The organism is Microtetraspora malaysiensis, assembly GCF_001528665.1.
Classification (GTDB): Bacteria; Actinomycetota; Actinomycetes; order Streptosporangiales; family Streptosporangiaceae; genus Microtetraspora_A; species Microtetraspora_A malaysiensis.
The window spans coordinates 204,903-219,861 of record NZ_BBYJ01000008.1 but is presented as its reverse complement, the minus strand read 5'-3'; the positions used below and the strand labels follow the sequence as shown (position 1 = coordinate 219,861).

Genomic DNA, 14,959 nt, shown 5'->3' with positions numbered 1-14,959 from the left:
AACTGCGGGTGGGCCGCGAGAGAGCCGTCGCATGAAGATCCGCTACCTCATCATGAACGCCTACGGGGTCGGCGGCACCATCCGGACCGTGATCAACCAGGCGAACGCGATGGCCGCTCGGCACGACGTCGAGCTGATCAGCGTCTTCCGCACCCGCCGCACGCCCGCGTTCCGTGTCGACCCGCGCGTCCGGCTGCGCGTGCTGGCCGACCGGGGCGGGTCGCGGTGGCGGCACCCACTCCGCACCGTGCTGGCCCGCCGGCCGAGCCGCCTCATCCCGCCGACCGAGACGCGGTACGCCACCTTCAACCGGTACAGCGACGTGCGGATCGCCCGTTACCTGCGTTCGCTCCACGGCGACGTATTGGTGACCACGCGGCCGGCACTCAACCTGATGGCCGCGCGCTTCGCCCCGGACGATGTCGTTCGAGTGGCGCAGGAGCACATGCACTTCGACTCGCACAAGCCCGAACTCGCCGCCGAGATCACCCGGTGGTACCCCGGACTGGACGCCGTCGTCGCGCTCACCCAGGCGGACGCCGCCCGGTACGCGGCGGCCCTGGACGGGACCGGCACCGAACCGGTAGTCATCCCGAACGCGCTGACTCCTGGAGATCGGCGCCCCGCCGACCTGGCCGGCCGGATCGTGGTCGCCGCGGGCCGGCTGACCCGGCAGAAAGGGTTCGACCTGCTCATCAAGGCGTTCGCCGTGGTCGCCGACGCGCATCCCGACTGGCAACTGCGCATCTACGGCGACGGCAGGGAGCGGGCGAGGCTCCAGCACCTGATCCACCGGCTGCACCTGGACAACCACGTCTTCCTGATGGGCGGCACCACGACGCTCGAGGAGGAGTTCGCCAAGGGCGCTGTCTTCGTGCTCAGCTCCCGGTTCGAAGGGTTCGGCATGGTCCTCGTCGAGGCGATGGCCCACGGGCTGCCGGTCGTCGCCTTCGACTGTCCCCACGGCCCGGGCGAGATCGTCACCCACAGGACGGACGGCCTGCTCGTCCCGCCCCGCGACGTCTCCGGGCTGGTCGCGGCGATCGGCCGTCTCGTCGCCGACGAGCCGCTCCGGCACCGGCTCGGCTCCGCCGCCCGAGCCACGGCGGCCCGCTACGAGATGGACGACATCCGCCTCCGCTGGGAGCGGCTCTTCGCCACGCTCGCGGCGGCGCGGAGCGGGCGGGCACCCGCGCCAAGTCAGGAGGCCGCCGAGCTCGGGTGATCGCATCGGAACTTTTGCTCTTTCTCCGAGGGCGGCGCCGCAGGCGATGCGGGCTCCGGCGGGCCCGGCGGGAGGCGTACCGGTGCCGGACAGGTGGGACCATGTCTGGGTCAGGAAGCATCCAATGGAAGGTCATCATCGGTGAGGCGGCTACTCACGGTCCTGCTGTTCGCCTGCGCTGCCCTGCTGGGCGTCGCGGCGCCGGCCCAGGCGCACAACGTGCTGGTCGGCAGCGATCCCAAGGACGGCGCCAAGGTCTCCACCGCGCCAGAGCGGATCACGCTGAACTTCGACCAGCCCGTACGCCGGGACTTCGCGCGCATCGCGGTCACCGGTCCCGACGGGGCCGACTACACGCGGGGTGAGATCACGACGAAGGGGAACGACGCCTCGGTCGGCCTGGCGCCGCTCGGCCCGGCCGGCGCGTACGTGATCGGCTATCGCGTCGTGTCGAACGACGGCCACCCGGTCACCGGGACGATCACCTTCACCTTGACCGCGGCCGGACCGGCCGCCGGGCAGTCCTCCCCCTCGGCCGATCCCGCGCCGTCCCCCTCCGCGGCCCCGACTCCGGCGGCGGGTGGCGACCCGCTGCCCCCGGCCACCGGAGGGGAGCCGGGCTCGGCCGCCTCGGCCGCCGACCTCGCCGCGCAAAGCTCGTCCGGGGGCTGGGTGTGGGGTCTGCTCGTCGCCGCCGCCGCGCTGCTCGCCCTGTCTGCGTACGTGCTCGTCCGGCACGACCGCAGGCTGCGAGGCGCGGCGTGACCGCGACCGGAGCCGCCGAGAGCCCGCAGAGCACCGAGACCCCGGGAAGCACGGAGACCCTCGAGAGCACCGTGGAAACGGTGGGCACCAGGCCGGTGGCCCGCCCCAGGCTGGCCGTCACCGCGCTCACCCTCGCGGGGCTGCTCGCGGCGCTGGTCTCGACCTGGCTGACCCTCCCCACGGTCGCGCAGGGCATCGTGATGCCCAGCCCCCTGGTCGACTTCGGCCTGCCCGTCATGCGGCTGATCCTGGACGTGGCCGCGACCGCGACCGTCGGGCTCAGTCTGCTGCCCAAGCTGCTCGGCTTCGGCGATCCGGAGCGCACCGAGCCGATCGCCTCGCGGGCGCGGCACTGGGCGGTGCTGTCGGCACTGGTGTGGGCCGCGTCCGCGCTCGTGTCCACCGTGCTGAGCGCGGCCGAGCTGAACCCCGGTCAGGCGCCCGACGTGGCCGAGTACGTCGAGCGGATCGGCTCCGGCCAGGGCCTGATCGTGAGCGCGTCCAGCGCGATGGTCAGCGCCGCCGTCGGCATGCTGGCGGTCAGGTTCGGCGAGAAGGTCCCGGCCGAGTTCCGTGTGCTGGTGGCGGCGTTCGGCCTGCTGCCGCTGCCGGTGACCGGCCACGCCTCCAACTGGTACTGGCACGACCTGAGCATGGTCTCGATGGAGCTGCACGTCATCGGCTCCGCCGCGTGGGTCGGCGGCCTGCTCGCGCTGGCCGTGCTGCTCGCGGGCGACCGCGACCTGCTCGCGGCGACGCTGCCGCGTTTCTCCCGGCTGGCGACGGTGGCGCTGCTCGTGGTCGGCCTCACCGGCCTCTTCAACGGGGTCGTCGAGCTGCTGCTGACGCCGGGCCAGGAGTTCCCGCTCTCGCTGGTGACCACCGGCTACGGCCGGCTCGTCGTCGCGAAGATCCTGTTCGTGGGGGCGGTGGCGCTGCTCGGGGGCAACATCCGCTGGCGGCTGCTGCCCGCGATCAGCCGGCGGGCCCCGACGGCGTTCGCCGCCTGGGTGGCGTTCGAACTCGCCGTCATGGGCCTCGCCTACGGCGTGGCGGTGGCGCTGACCCGCGCGCCCGTCGCCTGATCTCGATCGCCGTCGCGCAGGCGGTACTTCCGCGTGGCGAACTCGGCGGCGAGCCAGACGGCGAGGAGAAGACCGCCCGCGAGCGGCCACGAGTCCACCGGGTACGGCGGCGCCGCGAGATAGTGGCCCTGCACCGCGAGGCCGCCGTAGACGCCCGCCGTGGCCAGGGCGGCGCCGAGCACGGGCCGGACCAGGCGGGCGGCCATCGTGTCACCCAGCGGGAGGCAGCCCATGAAGGCGAGGTCCACGCCGACCGCGGCGAGCACGAAGAAGAACGGGACGGCCGAGGCCGGGAAGCCCATCCCGACGAAGAGCGGCCAGACCAGCGCGCGGTAGGCGACGTACGCGCCCGCGACGGCCGTGGCCGTCCACGCCCGCCCGACCATGAGGCGGGCGATGACCAGGATCAGCATGACCGCCACGCCGGCCCACAGCGGGTAGAGCAGGTCGGGCACCGGCAGCGAGAACTTGACGAGCATCTCCCGGTCCACCGCGCGGCCGAGCTGGTTGGCGGCGAACGCCAGCAGGCTCGGCTCCGCGTACGGGTCGCCGCGGTCCCAGGAGGCGATCTCCAGCACGCCGTACTCCTGCTGCTGGGCGGCGAAGTGCACGTTCTCCAGGAAGAAGGCGAACAGCGCGCCGAGGACGAGGGTGCGCCGCCGTTCGGCCCGCGCGTCGCCGCGCGGCGCGCCGAGCCACCACCCCCGGGTCACTCCGGCGATCATCAGGCCGCTGCCGATGAACAGCAGCGCGTGCGAAGGGCTCCACGCGGTGATGTCGAGGCCGTTGACGCGGTGGTTGATCAGGTCGAGCGGGATCGCGATGAGGAAGACGCCCGTGCCCCACACGATCAGCTTGGAGGCCAGGCGGTCGACGCCGTAACCGGTGTACCAGTGGACGATGGTCAGCCCGACGGCGATGACCGTGCCGACCGTGTTGAGCAGGTGCGGCGGGGCCAGGTCGTCGCGCAGCCAGCGGAAGTGCCAGGAGACGTCCCAGGACGCCCCCAGCACCTTCAGGACGAACGCCGTCAGCCAGCCGAGGTAGAGGACCCGGAACAGTTCCGCCGGAGTCTCCCGGCCGGCCTCCCCTCTGGTCCAGTACGGGAGGGCCCAGTCGAGGATCCGATGAGGTGTTTGCCTGAGCGTTCCAATCACGCGCGAAATGATGCCGTCCGCTCACCCGCTGCGCAATCGGGGACAACCCGGATACCTCCAGGATATGCGGCCGACGGCCCCTGATTCGGCGGCCCCTGATTCGGCGGCGTGGAGCCCCCGTCACGACCGACGACTGGATCGTGCTGTCTCAGCCGGTTCTCAGGAGGTCTGAGTAGGCTCCGGGCATGACGTTTCGGGGTGGGCGGCGCGCCCTTGCCGCACTGGTGGCGCTCGCGCTGGTGGCCGTGGGCGGCCTCACCTGGTATCTGTGGCCGTCCGAGCCCCTGGTACGCGGGCAGGACGTGGCCATCTCCGTCGTGGACGGCCCCGCCGACGACCAGCACGTGACACTGGACGCCGCCTTCTTCCCGCCCGCCACCGGCGGCCGGGCCCCGGCAGTGCTCCTCGCCCACGGCTTCGGCGGCAGCAAGGACGACCTGCGGGACGAGGCGTCCCGGCTGGCCGGGCGCGGCTATGCCGTACTGACCTGGTCGGCCCGCGGCTTCGGGCGCTCCACCGGCGAGATCGCGCTGAACTCGCCGGACTACGAGGTGAAGGACGTGCGGGCGCTGGTCGACTGGCTCGCCCACCGCCCCGAGGTACGGCTCGACGCCGACGGCGACCCCCGGGTGGGCATCGCGGGCGGCTCGTACGGCGGGGCGATCGCCCTGATGGCCGCCGCCTACGACACCAGGATCGACGCCATCGTGCCGCAGATCACCTGGTACGACCTGGCCGACGCGCTCTTCCCCGAGTCCACCGGGCGCGGCCCCGAGCACGGCGTGTTCAAGAAGATGTGGGCCGGCCTCTTCTTCAGCTCGAGTGGCAGCGCGCTGTCCGGCGGCGCGCCGGGCGGTCTGGCCGCCCTGGCCGGCGGCGGCTCCGGCGCGACCGCGGCGCAGGGGACCTCCCGGCAGGCCCAATGTGGCCGCTTCCTGGCCGAGATCTGCGACATGTACCTGACCGTCGCGGAGACCGGCTGGGCCACGCCCGAGGCGGTGAAGCTGCTGCGCGCGTCGAGCCCGGTGTCGGTGCCCGGCCGGATCAAGATCCCGACCCTGCTGATCCAGGGGCAGCGCGACTCGCTGTTCCCGCTGGGACACGCGGACGCCAACGCCCGGGCGATCGCCGCGACCGGCGCGCCCGTGGAGGTGGCCTGGATCAGCGGCGGACACGACGGCGGCGGTTCCGACACCGACACCGAATGGGTCGAGGAGCGCACCACGGCCTGGCTCGACCGCTGGCTCAAGGAGTCGCCCGTCCCCGGCGTGCAGGCCGGCCGGACCACCTCCACCTCCACCTCCACCTCCACCTCCACCTCCACCTCCACCGGCACCGGCACCGGCACCGGCACCGGCACCGACGCCACGGGCTTCACGGTGTCGCGCGACGGCGGCCGCGACCCCGGCACCCGCCGCTCCCTCGTGGTCCACGCGAGCGCGCCCTCGTACCCCGGGCTGGGCGGCGCCTCGCGGACCGAGGTGCCGGTCGTCGGCCCGGTGCAGGAGATCGCGAACCCGCCCGGCGGCTCCCCGGCGTCCGTCTCGATCGTGCCGGGGATGAGCCTGCTCGGCGGCGGGAGCGCCAACCCCGGCGTCTCCGTGGACATCCCCGGGCAGGCCGCGGTGTTCGAGTCCGCGCCGCTCGCCACGCCGGTCCACGTCACCGGCGCCCCCACCCTCCGGATCAAGGTGTACGGCACGGGCGAGGTCACCCTGTTCGCCAAGCTCTACGACGCGAGCGGCGGACGGCTCGCCGTGCTGCCGTCGAGCCTGGTGGCGCCATTGCGCGTCACGGCGTCGGAGTCCGGCGCGGACGCGACCGTCACGCTCCCCGCGATCGACCGGCGCTTCGACGCGGGCCACCGGCTGCGGGTCGTGCTGACGACCACCGACATGGGGTACGCCACGCCGTCCGCGCCCGCCGCGTACCGGGTGGGCCTGGCCGGCGGGACCGTCTCGCTCCCCGGCGACGCGTCGCTCGTCACGCCCGCGACGGGACCGGCCTGGTGGACGTGGGCCGGCCCGCTGGCCGCGATCGTGGTCGCGGCGGCGCTTCTCCTCGCCGGCCGCCGCCGTACGGCTCCCGCCGACGCGCGCGAGGACGGCGACGGCGCTCCGCTGCGGATCACCGGGCTGACCAAGCGCTACCGCAACGGCGAGAAGGCGGTGGACGACCTCTCCTTCCAGGTGGAGAAGGGCCAGGTCCTGGGTCTTCTCGGGCCGAACGGCGCGGGCAAGACCACCACGATGCGGATGATGATGGGGCTGATCCACCCGGACGAGGGCGAGATCCACATCTTCGGCCGCCGGGTCGTCCCGGGCGCGCCGGTCCTGTCGCGGCTCGGATCGTTCGTGGAGGGGCCCGGCTTCCTCCCCCACCTCACCGGGCGGGCCAACCTGGAGCTCTACTGGCAGGCCACGGGACGCCCCGCCGCGGACGCCCACATGGACGAGGCGCTGGAGATCGCCGGGCTCGGGGCTGCGCTGGAACGGGCGGTGCGCACCTACTCGCAGGGGATGCGCCAGCGGCTGGCGATCGCCCAGGCGATGCTCGGCCTGCCCGACCTGCTCGTGCTCGACGAGCCCACCAACGGGCTGGACCCGCCGCAGATCGCCGAGATGCGCGCCGTGCTCAAGGCGTACGCCGAGGGAGGCCGCACGGTCATCGTCTCCAGCCACCTGCTCGCCGAGGTCGAGCAGGCGTGTACGCACGTGGTGGTCATGCGGCGCGGCCGGCTCGTCTTCCAGGGACCGGTCGCCGAGCTGCTCGCCACCGGCTCCCCCTCGGACGGCCCCGGCCCCCGGCTGGAGGACGTCTTCCTGGACCTGATCGGAGAGGCACGTTGAGCCTGAAGGGAGGGCTCGGATGAGCCTGAACGGTGACAGGGCCGCACCGGCCGCCCGCTCCGGGGCGTCCGCCCGGGAGGACACGCCCGCGGCCTCGGCCGGCGGTGTCATGACCTCTCCGGGCGGGTCTCCGGCGTCCTCGACGCGGCCGTCGGGGGCGGCTCCGGGGTACGCGCCGGGCCGGACGCTGTCGCTGCGGGTGGAGTTCGTCCGCCAGTTCCGCCGCCGCAGGACGATGGCGATGTTCGGGCTGCTGCTCGCGCTCCCGTGGATCCTGGTGGTGGCGTTCCAGTTCGGCCCGGGACCCGGAGGCGGGCAGGGCGGCGGCATGCGGCTGTCCGACCTGGCCACCCAGGGAGGGCTGAACTTCGCCGCCTTCGCCCTGTCGGTCTCCGCGAACTTCCTGCTGGTCGTCGCGGTGGCGCTGTTCTGCGGGGACACGGTGGCGAGCGAGGCGAACTGGTCGTCGCTGCGCTACCTGCTCGCCGCCCCGGTGCCGCGTGACCGGCTGCTGCGGCAGAAGCTCGTCGTCGCGATGGCGTACTCCGCCGCCGCGGTGACCGTGCTGCCGCTGATGGCGCTGCTCGCGGGCACGGTCGCCTTCGGCTGGAACGACATCCAGGTGCCGGGCACCGGCGAGACGATCCCGGCCGGGGACGTGCTGCCGAGGTTCGCCGTCGTGGTGGCCTACGCGCTGGTGAGCCAGCTCGTCGTGGCGGCCGTCGCGTTCCTGCTGTCGGTCGGCACGGACTCGCCCCTCGGCGCGGTCGGCGGCGCGGTCGGGCTGGTGATCGTGAGCAGCATCCTGCAGGCGGTGGAGGCCCTGGGCTCCATCCGCGAGTTCCTGCCCACGTTCTGGAACAACGCCTGGACCGACGCCCTCGCCCCCGACCCCGACTACAGCGGGATGATCAAGGGGGTGGCCGTGGCGGTGACGTACTCGGTGATCATTGTCGCGTTCGCCTTCCGGCGGTTCCGGGCCAAGGACGTGGTGTCCTGACCCGCGCGCGAGGGCCCCTAGTCCCAGTGCGGAGGGCGTTCCTCGATCAGTCGCGCGTCGTCGGAATCGGCGTCGCTGCGCCACTCGCCCCAGCCGAGGTCGGTGTCGTCGCTGGTCTGGTCAGGCAACACCGACAGACCCTCGTCGAAGAGGTCCACCGGCCGCATGTCATCCGGATGCCGCTCAGTCACACGACGATGGTAACCGGCATGGCCGCCGGACGCGGGTCTCGCCCGCACGTCGCCACTGCGCCCCGAGGCGGCAAATCACCGGAATTCCATACAAAGCACGCTAAGCGGCGATTTCCCGCCAAGACGGGATTCGAAGATCTCCGACCCAAACATTCAACCCTCAGCAAAGGTACGATGCGGAAACAGGTAGCAGGCCGGACGCGACCCCCGTGAGGCGGCATGGCAACGCCATCAGGATGGCGTCGAGAGGGCAACCTGCCCGCGGAGCTGACCAGCTTCGTGGGCCGGACCAGGCTTCTCGCCACCATCAGACAGCGACTGCACGACTCCCGACTGGTCACCGTGACCGGGATCGGAGGTGTGGGCAAGTCCCGCACGGCCCTGCGCATCGCCCATCTGGTGCGCCAGGAGTTCAAGGACGGCGTCTGGTACGCCGATCTCGCGCGACTGCAGGACTCCGGCATGGTCCAGCACACGATCACCGCGTCGCTGGGCATCGCCGACCAGTCGCACCGGGCGGGCTCCGAAACCCTCGCCGAGTGGCTGGGTGACCGCGAGATCCTGCTCATCCTGGACACGTGCGAGCACCTGGTGGACGCGTGCGCCGAGCTGACGCAGGACCTCCTCTCCAGGGCGCCCAACCTGCGGATCGTCGCGACCAGCCGCCGGTCGCTCAACGCCCCCGGCGAGTTCACGGTCGCGGTCCCGCCGCTCGCCGTGCCGGGCGACGACCCCTCGGAGAGCCCGTACACGAACGAGGCGGTGCAGCTCTTCGCCGTGCGGGGCAGCGCGGTCGTGCCCGACTTCGTGGTGGACGAGAGCAACGTGCAGGCCGTGTCCGAGCTGTGCCGGCGGCTCGACGGCATCCCGCTCGCCATCGAGCTGGCCGCCGTACGGCTGCGCGCGCTGTCGGTCGAGCAGATCCTCGCGCTTCTCGCCGACCGGTTCAGCCTGCTGGCCGGCGCGAGCCGTACGGCGCTGCCCCGGCACCAGACGCTGCGCGCCGCGATCGGCTGGAGCCACGAGCTGTGCGAGCCGGCCGAGCGACTGCTGTGGGCCCGGCTGTCGGTGTTCGCGGGCGACTTCGACCTGGACGCGGCGCGTTACGTCTGCGCCGGAGACGGGCTGGACGCCGCGACCGTCCTCAACGTGATCTCCGGCCTGGTCGACAAGTCGATCCTGTTCAGCTTCACCACCCCGGTCGGCCACCGGTACCGGCTGATCGACACGCTCCGGCAGTACGGCGCCGAGTGGCTGGAGAAGCTGGGCGAGACCGAGACGCTGCGCCGCCGCCACCGCGACCACTACCTGGAGCTCGCCCAGCGCGGCGAGCACTCCTGGTCGGGTCCCCGGCAGGTGCACTGGTACGTGCGCATGCGGCAGGAGCACGACAACATCCGGGTCGCGCTCGACTACTGCCTCTCCGACCCGATCGAGGCCAAGGTCGGGCTGGAGCTGGTGTCGTCGCTGTGGTTCCTCTGGGTGGCGTGCGGGTTCGCCCGCGAGGGCGCGGTCTATCTGGAGCGGGCGCTCGCGGGGTCCCGGGTGCCGAGCAAGGAACGATGCAAGGCCCTGTGGGTGCTCGCGTACATCCGGAGCGCGCAGGGCGACCTGCCGGGCGCGCTCGCGGCGGCCGAGGAGTGCAGCAACGAGGCGGTGCGGGCCGGCGACTCCGGGGCCGTCATCCTGGCGACCAAGATGCAGGGCACGACCGCCATGCTCCAGGGCGACGCCAAGAAGGCCACGGCTCTGCTCGGCGTGGCCATCGAGTTCCACCGGGGCGGGCGCGAGCTCAACCCGGGTCTGCTGCCCGCGATCGTCGAGCTGTCCATGGTCCTGTTCGCGCAGGGCGACTACGCGGAGGCCGAGGGCCTGCTCGTCGACTGCGTCAACGTGTGCACCGAGCGCGGCGAGCAGTGGCTGCGATCCTACGCGTGGTACGCGACGGCGCAGGTCCAGCGGGCCACCGGCCGCCACGGCGAGGCGCTGGAGAGCGGCAAGGCGTCGGTGCGGATCAAGCGCCACTTCCATGACGTCCTCGGCATCGTGCTGTGCGTGGACGTGATGGCCGGGCTCTATCTGGAGATGGGGCGGCCCGAGTACACCGCCCATCTGCTGGGCGCGGCACAGACCAACTGGCGCACCTTCGGGCTGCCGCAGTTCGGGGCGCCGTTCTTCACGAACGAGCACGAGCAGTGCGTCAAGGAGTGCAGGAAGCTCCTCGGCGACGCCGCCTACCAGGACGCGTACGACCGGGGCACGCGGCTCTCGCTGACCGAGCTGATCGAGTACGCGCTGGACGAGTTCGACGAGCCGTCTCTCGCTGACTGACGGCGCGGGCGCGCCGCCCCGCGGTCACAGGGGGCGCGGCGGCCCGGCGACACGGCCGGCACGATGGGTGCCGGGCACGCGCCGCCGGGACCGACACGGTCTCCGCGCGAGCCGTTCCGGATCCGCCCGAGCCGGGCGGGTCCTCAACCGGACAGCGCCGTCACGTAGCGGGAGCTGGTCAGCGAGTAGTCCACGCTGCCGCTGATCCAGCGTTCGAGGCCCTTGACGTACGCGGCGACGCCGGGCGAGCCGAGGGCGTCGAGGCGGGGCCTGAGCGCGACCATCCCGGCAACCGCCTCGTTCCGCATCACGCCGATCAGGCCCATCGCCTCCTGGGTGGAGCACCCCTTGTGCCGGCACAGCACGCTGACGAGGTTGTTGTTGATGTTCGGGCCGGAGCGCTCCTTGGCGTACGAGATGAGGTCGTTGTCCCAGACGACGACGTCGTTCGCGTGCTCGGTGATGGCCCGCACGTCCGGGTGACGCCACTCGTCGGGGGTCAGGTAGGCGCCGGCGGCCACGTCGATCAGCGCGAAGACCGTGAGCATGGCGCCGGTCCTGCGGCGCATGACGATGTAGTCGTCGAAGGAGGGGACGACGTCGTGCTCCCGGTTGGCCGCCTCCCAGACCTGGGCGAAGAGGTAGTCCTTGGTCATGGACCGCCAGCGGTCGAGCTGGTCGCCGTTCCCGGCGGCGGCGATCCTGGTCTTGATTTCGAGCAGCGACCGGGCGAAGACGTTGCCGACGGGGTCTCCGTCGTCGAGATCGTCGATGACGGAGACGAACAGCGGGAGCGCCCTGGCGATCTCGGCCGCCGACCGGTCCGACTCGCAGAAGGCGTCGTCGAAGGCGAAGAGCCACACGCACCAGTCCGTGACGATCTGGCACAGCTCCCGCGCCGCGTACGGGTACGTTCTGGCGCCCAGCCACCCGTACCTGGCCGCGCCGTAGCGGGCGAGGTTGTCGGCGCCATCGATCATTCCGGACGCGGCCAGCCAGGCCAGCGTGTCCCTGTCCACTTCCTCGACGTACGGATTGACCTCGCTGGGGAACGGACAGGTCAGCTCGGGGATGCGCAGCGGCGGGCTGTTTTCGGTAAGTGGGGAAGGATTCGGCACGTCCAACAGCATGACTATCGAACCAACAAATGGCTAGAGTCGCAGCAAATACCGAAATTTCAGGACCTGCGGCGGTATCGGAGCTCTCTCCCGCCCGCGCGAGCCCGACCGGCTTGGTCGCGAGCTCCTCCAGTTTCGGGTCCGACTTCATGGGGTCCGTTGGCCACCGGGTAGTGTCCACCACACCGACTCGGAATCCATGGGATGTTTCGATGGTTCACCAGAGAAACGTTCATGAGGAAAGGCTGGGAATCAGGTGCTCGACCCGACGGATCTCTACAGGCTCGACGGCGACGCCCCCGAGCTGACCGATCCGGTGCTGCTCTACCACTTCGAGGGCTTCGTGGACGCGGGCGCGGCGGGCCGGCTGGCCGTCGGACACCTGCTCGCCGAACTGGAGCACCGCCTGATCGCCACGTTCGACGTCGACCGGCTGCTCGACTATCGCTCGCGCCGTCCTCCGATGGTCTTCGACGGCGACCACTGGGTCGACTACGACATCCCCGAACTGGCCGTCTATCTCGCCACCGATGTCACCGGCACCCAGTTCCTGATCATGTCCGGCCCCGAGCCCGACCGTGAGTGGGAGCTGTTCACCGAGGCCGTCGGCATGCTGGTGACCCAGCTCCGCGTCGGCAAGCTGGTGACCGTGCACGGCATCCCGATGGGCGTCCCGCACACCCGCCCGCTCGGCCTCACCGCGCACGCCAGCCGTCCCGAGCTGGTCTCCGGGACGACGCCCAGCCCGTTCGGCAAGGTCCAGGTGCCGGGCAGCGCGGCCGCCCTGATCGAGCTGCGTCTCGGCTCCAAGGGCCACGACGCGCTCGGCTACGCCGTACACGTGCCGCACTACCTCGCCCAGGCGGAGTACCACCAGGCGGCGGTCGTGGCACTCGAAGCGGTCACCCGGGGCACCGGCCTGGTCTTCCCCACCGATGCGCTCCGCGCCGCCGCCGAGAAGACCAACGCCGAGATCGAGGAGCAGATCGAGGGCTCCGACGAGCTGGCCGGCGCCATCCGCGGTCTGGAGCAGCAGTTCGACGCGTTCCAGGCGGGCGCCGAACGGGAGAACCTCCTCGCCGAGAACCTCCCGATGCCGACCGGCGACGAGCTGGCCGCCCAGTTCGAGGCGTTCCTGGCCGAGCGCGACGACACCGAGAGCTGAGCCGCCCGGCCGGGCGGCCGGACGGGTCGCGCGCGGCGGGCCAATATCGTTGGGCCATGCCCCAGGAGTCTGAGATCCGTGTCGGCCTCGCCGGGTACGGCACGGCCGGAGAGTTCTTCCACGCCCCGCTGATCGCCGCCACGCCCGGCCTCCGGCTGGCCGCGGTGGTCACCGGCGACCCGGAGCGGGCCGCCCGGGTACGGCGGACGCATCCGGGGGCGGACGTTCTCGCCTCGGCCGACGACCTTCCCGGCCGCTGCGACGTGGTGGTGATCGCCTCTCCCAACCGCACGCACGTGCCGCTGACGCGGGCGGCGCTGGAGGCGGGCCTTCCCGTCGTGGTGGACAAGCCGCTCGCCGGGTCCGCCGCCCAGGCGCGCGACCTCGTCCGGCTGGCCGCCGAACGCGGCCTGATGCTGACCGTGTTCCAGAACCGGCGCTGGGACGGCGACTTCCTGACGATCCGCCGCCTGCTGCCCGAACTCGGCGCGATCCACCGCCTGGAGTCCCGGTTCGAGCGCTGGCGGCCGGTGCCGAAGGGCGGCTGGCGCGAGATGGGCGACGCGGACGAGATCGGGGGCGTGCTGTACGACCTCGGTAGCCACCTCGTCGATCAGGCGCTCCAGCTCCTCGGCCCGGTCTCCGCCGTCTACGCCGAGGCCGACGCGCGCCGTCCCGGGGTCCGCTCCGACGACGACGCGTTCGTCGCGCTGACCCATGTGAGCGGCGCGCGCTCCCATCTCTGGATGAGCGCGGTGGCGGGCCGGCTTGGCCCGCGCTTCCGGGTGCTGGGCTCGCGCGGCGCGTACGTGAAATCGGGCCTGGACCCCCAGGAGGCGTTCCTGCGGGCGGGCGAGCGGCCCGACGGGACGGCACGGGCCGACGGCGCGGCCTGGGGCGTCGAGCCGCCGGACCGGTGGGGAGAGCTCGGCGTCGAGGGCGACAGCCGGGCCGTCCCGACCGAGCCCGGCGCGTACCAGGAGTTCTACGCGGGGGTCGTGGCGTGCCTGCGGGACGGCGCTCCCCCGCCGGTGGACCCGTGCGACGCCGTCGCATCCCTCGCCGTCCTGGAGGCGGCGCGCCGCTCCGCGGAGAGCGGGTCCACGGTCACGCTGCCGGCCGTCACCTCTTAAGTCGTGTCCGAAGAAACTCCCGGGTCGCTCAGGTCGCCGCCGACGCCCCTTGGCGGCGGCGTCGCGCCGGAACCCACTCAGCGTCCGGGACGATCGGCGGCCGTGCCGGGGCGCACGGCCGCGAGACTCCGCCGAGCGCGGTCAGTCGCGAAGCCGGGAGCGGAGGACGTCGGTGTCCTGCTCGGTCCAGCCGTTGCGCTCCAGCCAGCCCAGGGGGCCGTCGAACCGCAGGTCGAGGGTGTGCAGGAACTGCGCCATGTACTCCGGGCGCGGCAGGTGGTGGTCGGCGGGCTTGCCGTCGAGGTCCGCGCGGTAGGTGTCGCTGGCGCGCAGGCGGGCGAGGACGCCGTCCAGCCGCTCTCCTGTGGCGACGTAGTCGGCGATGATCGCCTCGCGGGTCACCCCGGCCACGGAGAGGGCGAGCGCGCTCACCACGCCGGTGCGGTCCTTGCCCGCGGCGCAGTGGACCAGCGCCATGCCGTCGTCGCCGGCGAGCACCCGCAGGGCCGCCACGACCGAGTCGGGCCGGGCGCGCAGATATCCGTAGTAGTAGCCGGTGACCCGCAGCTCCTCGTCGGCCTTCGGCGACCGGCCCCAGGGCAGGACCCGGTCCCCGTCGATCACGTCGGCCTCCACGTCGGTGAACCGGCCCGCCTCGGCGAAGAGGCTGAGGTGGTGGTGCCCCACCTCGGGGACCCGGGTCAGCGGGCCGGGCCCCTCCAGCCGTACCTCCGCGTGGGAGCGCAGGTCGACCACGCTCCTGAGCTTGAGATCTCCGACCAGGCGGGCCAGGTCCCCATCGGTCAGCCCCTGGAGGTTGTCGCCCCTGAGGACCCGCCCGAACCGCGTGGTCCCTCCGTCGGCGGTGGGCAGGCCGCCGAGGTCTCTTACGTTGACAGCACCGTCGAGAGCAATCCAGCGTTCGTTGTCGTTCATCGCC

The 14,959-nt window shown here is 72.4% G+C and carries 12 protein-coding genes; 8 read left to right on the top strand and 4 right to left on the bottom strand.

Annotated features, from left to right (window positions below; genetic code table 11):
* Positions 1-31 precede the first annotated feature (31 nt).
* The 3 genes from AWQ71_RS11255 (at position 32) to AWQ71_RS11245 (ending at position 3,075) form a co-directional block, all read left to right on the top strand.
* A complete protein-coding gene (locus tag AWQ71_RS11255; protein WP_067131018.1) occupies positions 32-1,225 on the top strand; it encodes a glycosyltransferase family 4 protein in 1,194 nt (397 codons plus the stop codon).
* Positions 1,226-1,366: 141 nt separating this feature from the next.
* A complete protein-coding gene (locus tag AWQ71_RS11250; protein WP_067131015.1) occupies positions 1,367-1,990 on the top strand; it encodes a copper resistance CopC family protein in 624 nt (207 codons plus the stop codon).
* Positions 1,987-3,075, top strand: a complete 1,089-nt coding sequence (locus AWQ71_RS11245) for a CopD family protein (RefSeq protein ID WP_218001743.1) — start codon at positions 1,987-1,989, stop codon at positions 3,073-3,075. Before AWQ71_RS11250 ends, AWQ71_RS11245 begins: the two co-directional genes overlap by 4 nt.
* Here AWQ71_RS11245 and AWQ71_RS11240 read toward each other — a convergent pair.
* Positions 3,033-4,232, bottom strand: a complete 1,200-nt coding sequence (locus AWQ71_RS11240; RefSeq protein WP_245658214.1) for a hypothetical protein — start codon at positions 4,230-4,232, stop codon at positions 3,033-3,035. The genes AWQ71_RS11245 and AWQ71_RS11240 overlap by 43 nt on opposite strands.
* Before the next feature lie 185 nt (positions 4,233-4,417).
* Here AWQ71_RS11240 and AWQ71_RS11235 point away from each other — a divergent pair, with 185 nt between their 5' ends.
* Both AWQ71_RS11235 and AWQ71_RS11230 read left to right on the top strand, forming a co-directional pair.
* On the top strand, positions 4,418-7,081 hold the full coding sequence (locus AWQ71_RS11235) for an alpha/beta fold hydrolase (protein WP_067131009.1): 2,664 nt from the start codon (positions 4,418-4,420) through the stop codon (positions 7,079-7,081).
* A gap of 19 nt (positions 7,082-7,100) precedes the next feature.
* Positions 7,101-8,081 carry an ABC transporter permease gene (locus AWQ71_RS11230; protein ID WP_369407194.1) on the top strand — a complete coding sequence of 327 codons (981 nt, stop codon included), beginning with the start codon at positions 7,101-7,103 and terminating at the stop codon, positions 8,079-8,081.
* 17 nt (positions 8,082-8,098) lie between these two features.
* Here the strand turns inward: AWQ71_RS11230 and AWQ71_RS41515 are convergent, their stop codons facing one another.
* Positions 8,099-8,272: a hypothetical protein gene (locus AWQ71_RS41515; protein WP_157570291.1), complete on the bottom strand. Its 174-nt coding sequence runs from the start codon at positions 8,270-8,272 to the stop codon at positions 8,099-8,101.
* 219 nt (positions 8,273-8,491) lie between these two features.
* Here AWQ71_RS41515 and AWQ71_RS11225 point away from each other — a divergent pair, with 219 nt between their 5' ends.
* Positions 8,492-10,603: an ATP-binding protein gene (locus AWQ71_RS11225; RefSeq protein ID WP_067131006.1), complete on the top strand. Its 2,112-nt coding sequence runs from the start codon at positions 8,492-8,494 to the stop codon at positions 10,601-10,603.
* A gap of 143 nt (positions 10,604-10,746) precedes the next feature.
* Here the strand turns inward: AWQ71_RS11225 and AWQ71_RS11220 are convergent, their stop codons facing one another.
* Positions 10,747-11,721, bottom strand: a complete 975-nt coding sequence (locus tag AWQ71_RS11220) for a 4-epi-cubebol synthase (protein WP_157570290.1) — start codon at positions 11,719-11,721, stop codon at positions 10,747-10,749.
* 256 nt (positions 11,722-11,977) lie between these two features.
* On the opposite strand from AWQ71_RS11220, the gene AWQ71_RS11215 reads away from it, so the two are divergent.
* Positions 11,978-12,886 (top strand): proteasome assembly chaperone family protein, encoded by a 909-nt coding sequence (locus AWQ71_RS11215; RefSeq protein WP_067130999.1) that lies wholly within the window; start codon positions 11,978-11,980, stop codon positions 12,884-12,886.
* Positions 12,887-12,942: 56 nt separating this feature from the next.
* Positions 12,943-14,019: a Gfo/Idh/MocA family oxidoreductase gene (locus AWQ71_RS11210; RefSeq protein WP_067130996.1), complete on the top strand. Its 1,077-nt coding sequence runs from the start codon at positions 12,943-12,945 to the stop codon at positions 14,017-14,019.
* A 141-nt stretch (positions 14,020-14,160) separates the two neighbouring features.
* Here the strand turns inward: AWQ71_RS11210 and AWQ71_RS11205 are convergent, their stop codons facing one another.
* Positions 14,161-14,955 (bottom strand): tyrosine-protein phosphatase, encoded by a 795-nt coding sequence (locus AWQ71_RS11205; protein ID WP_067130992.1) that lies wholly within the window; start codon positions 14,953-14,955, stop codon positions 14,161-14,163.
* Positions 14,956-14,959 lie beyond the last annotated feature (4 nt).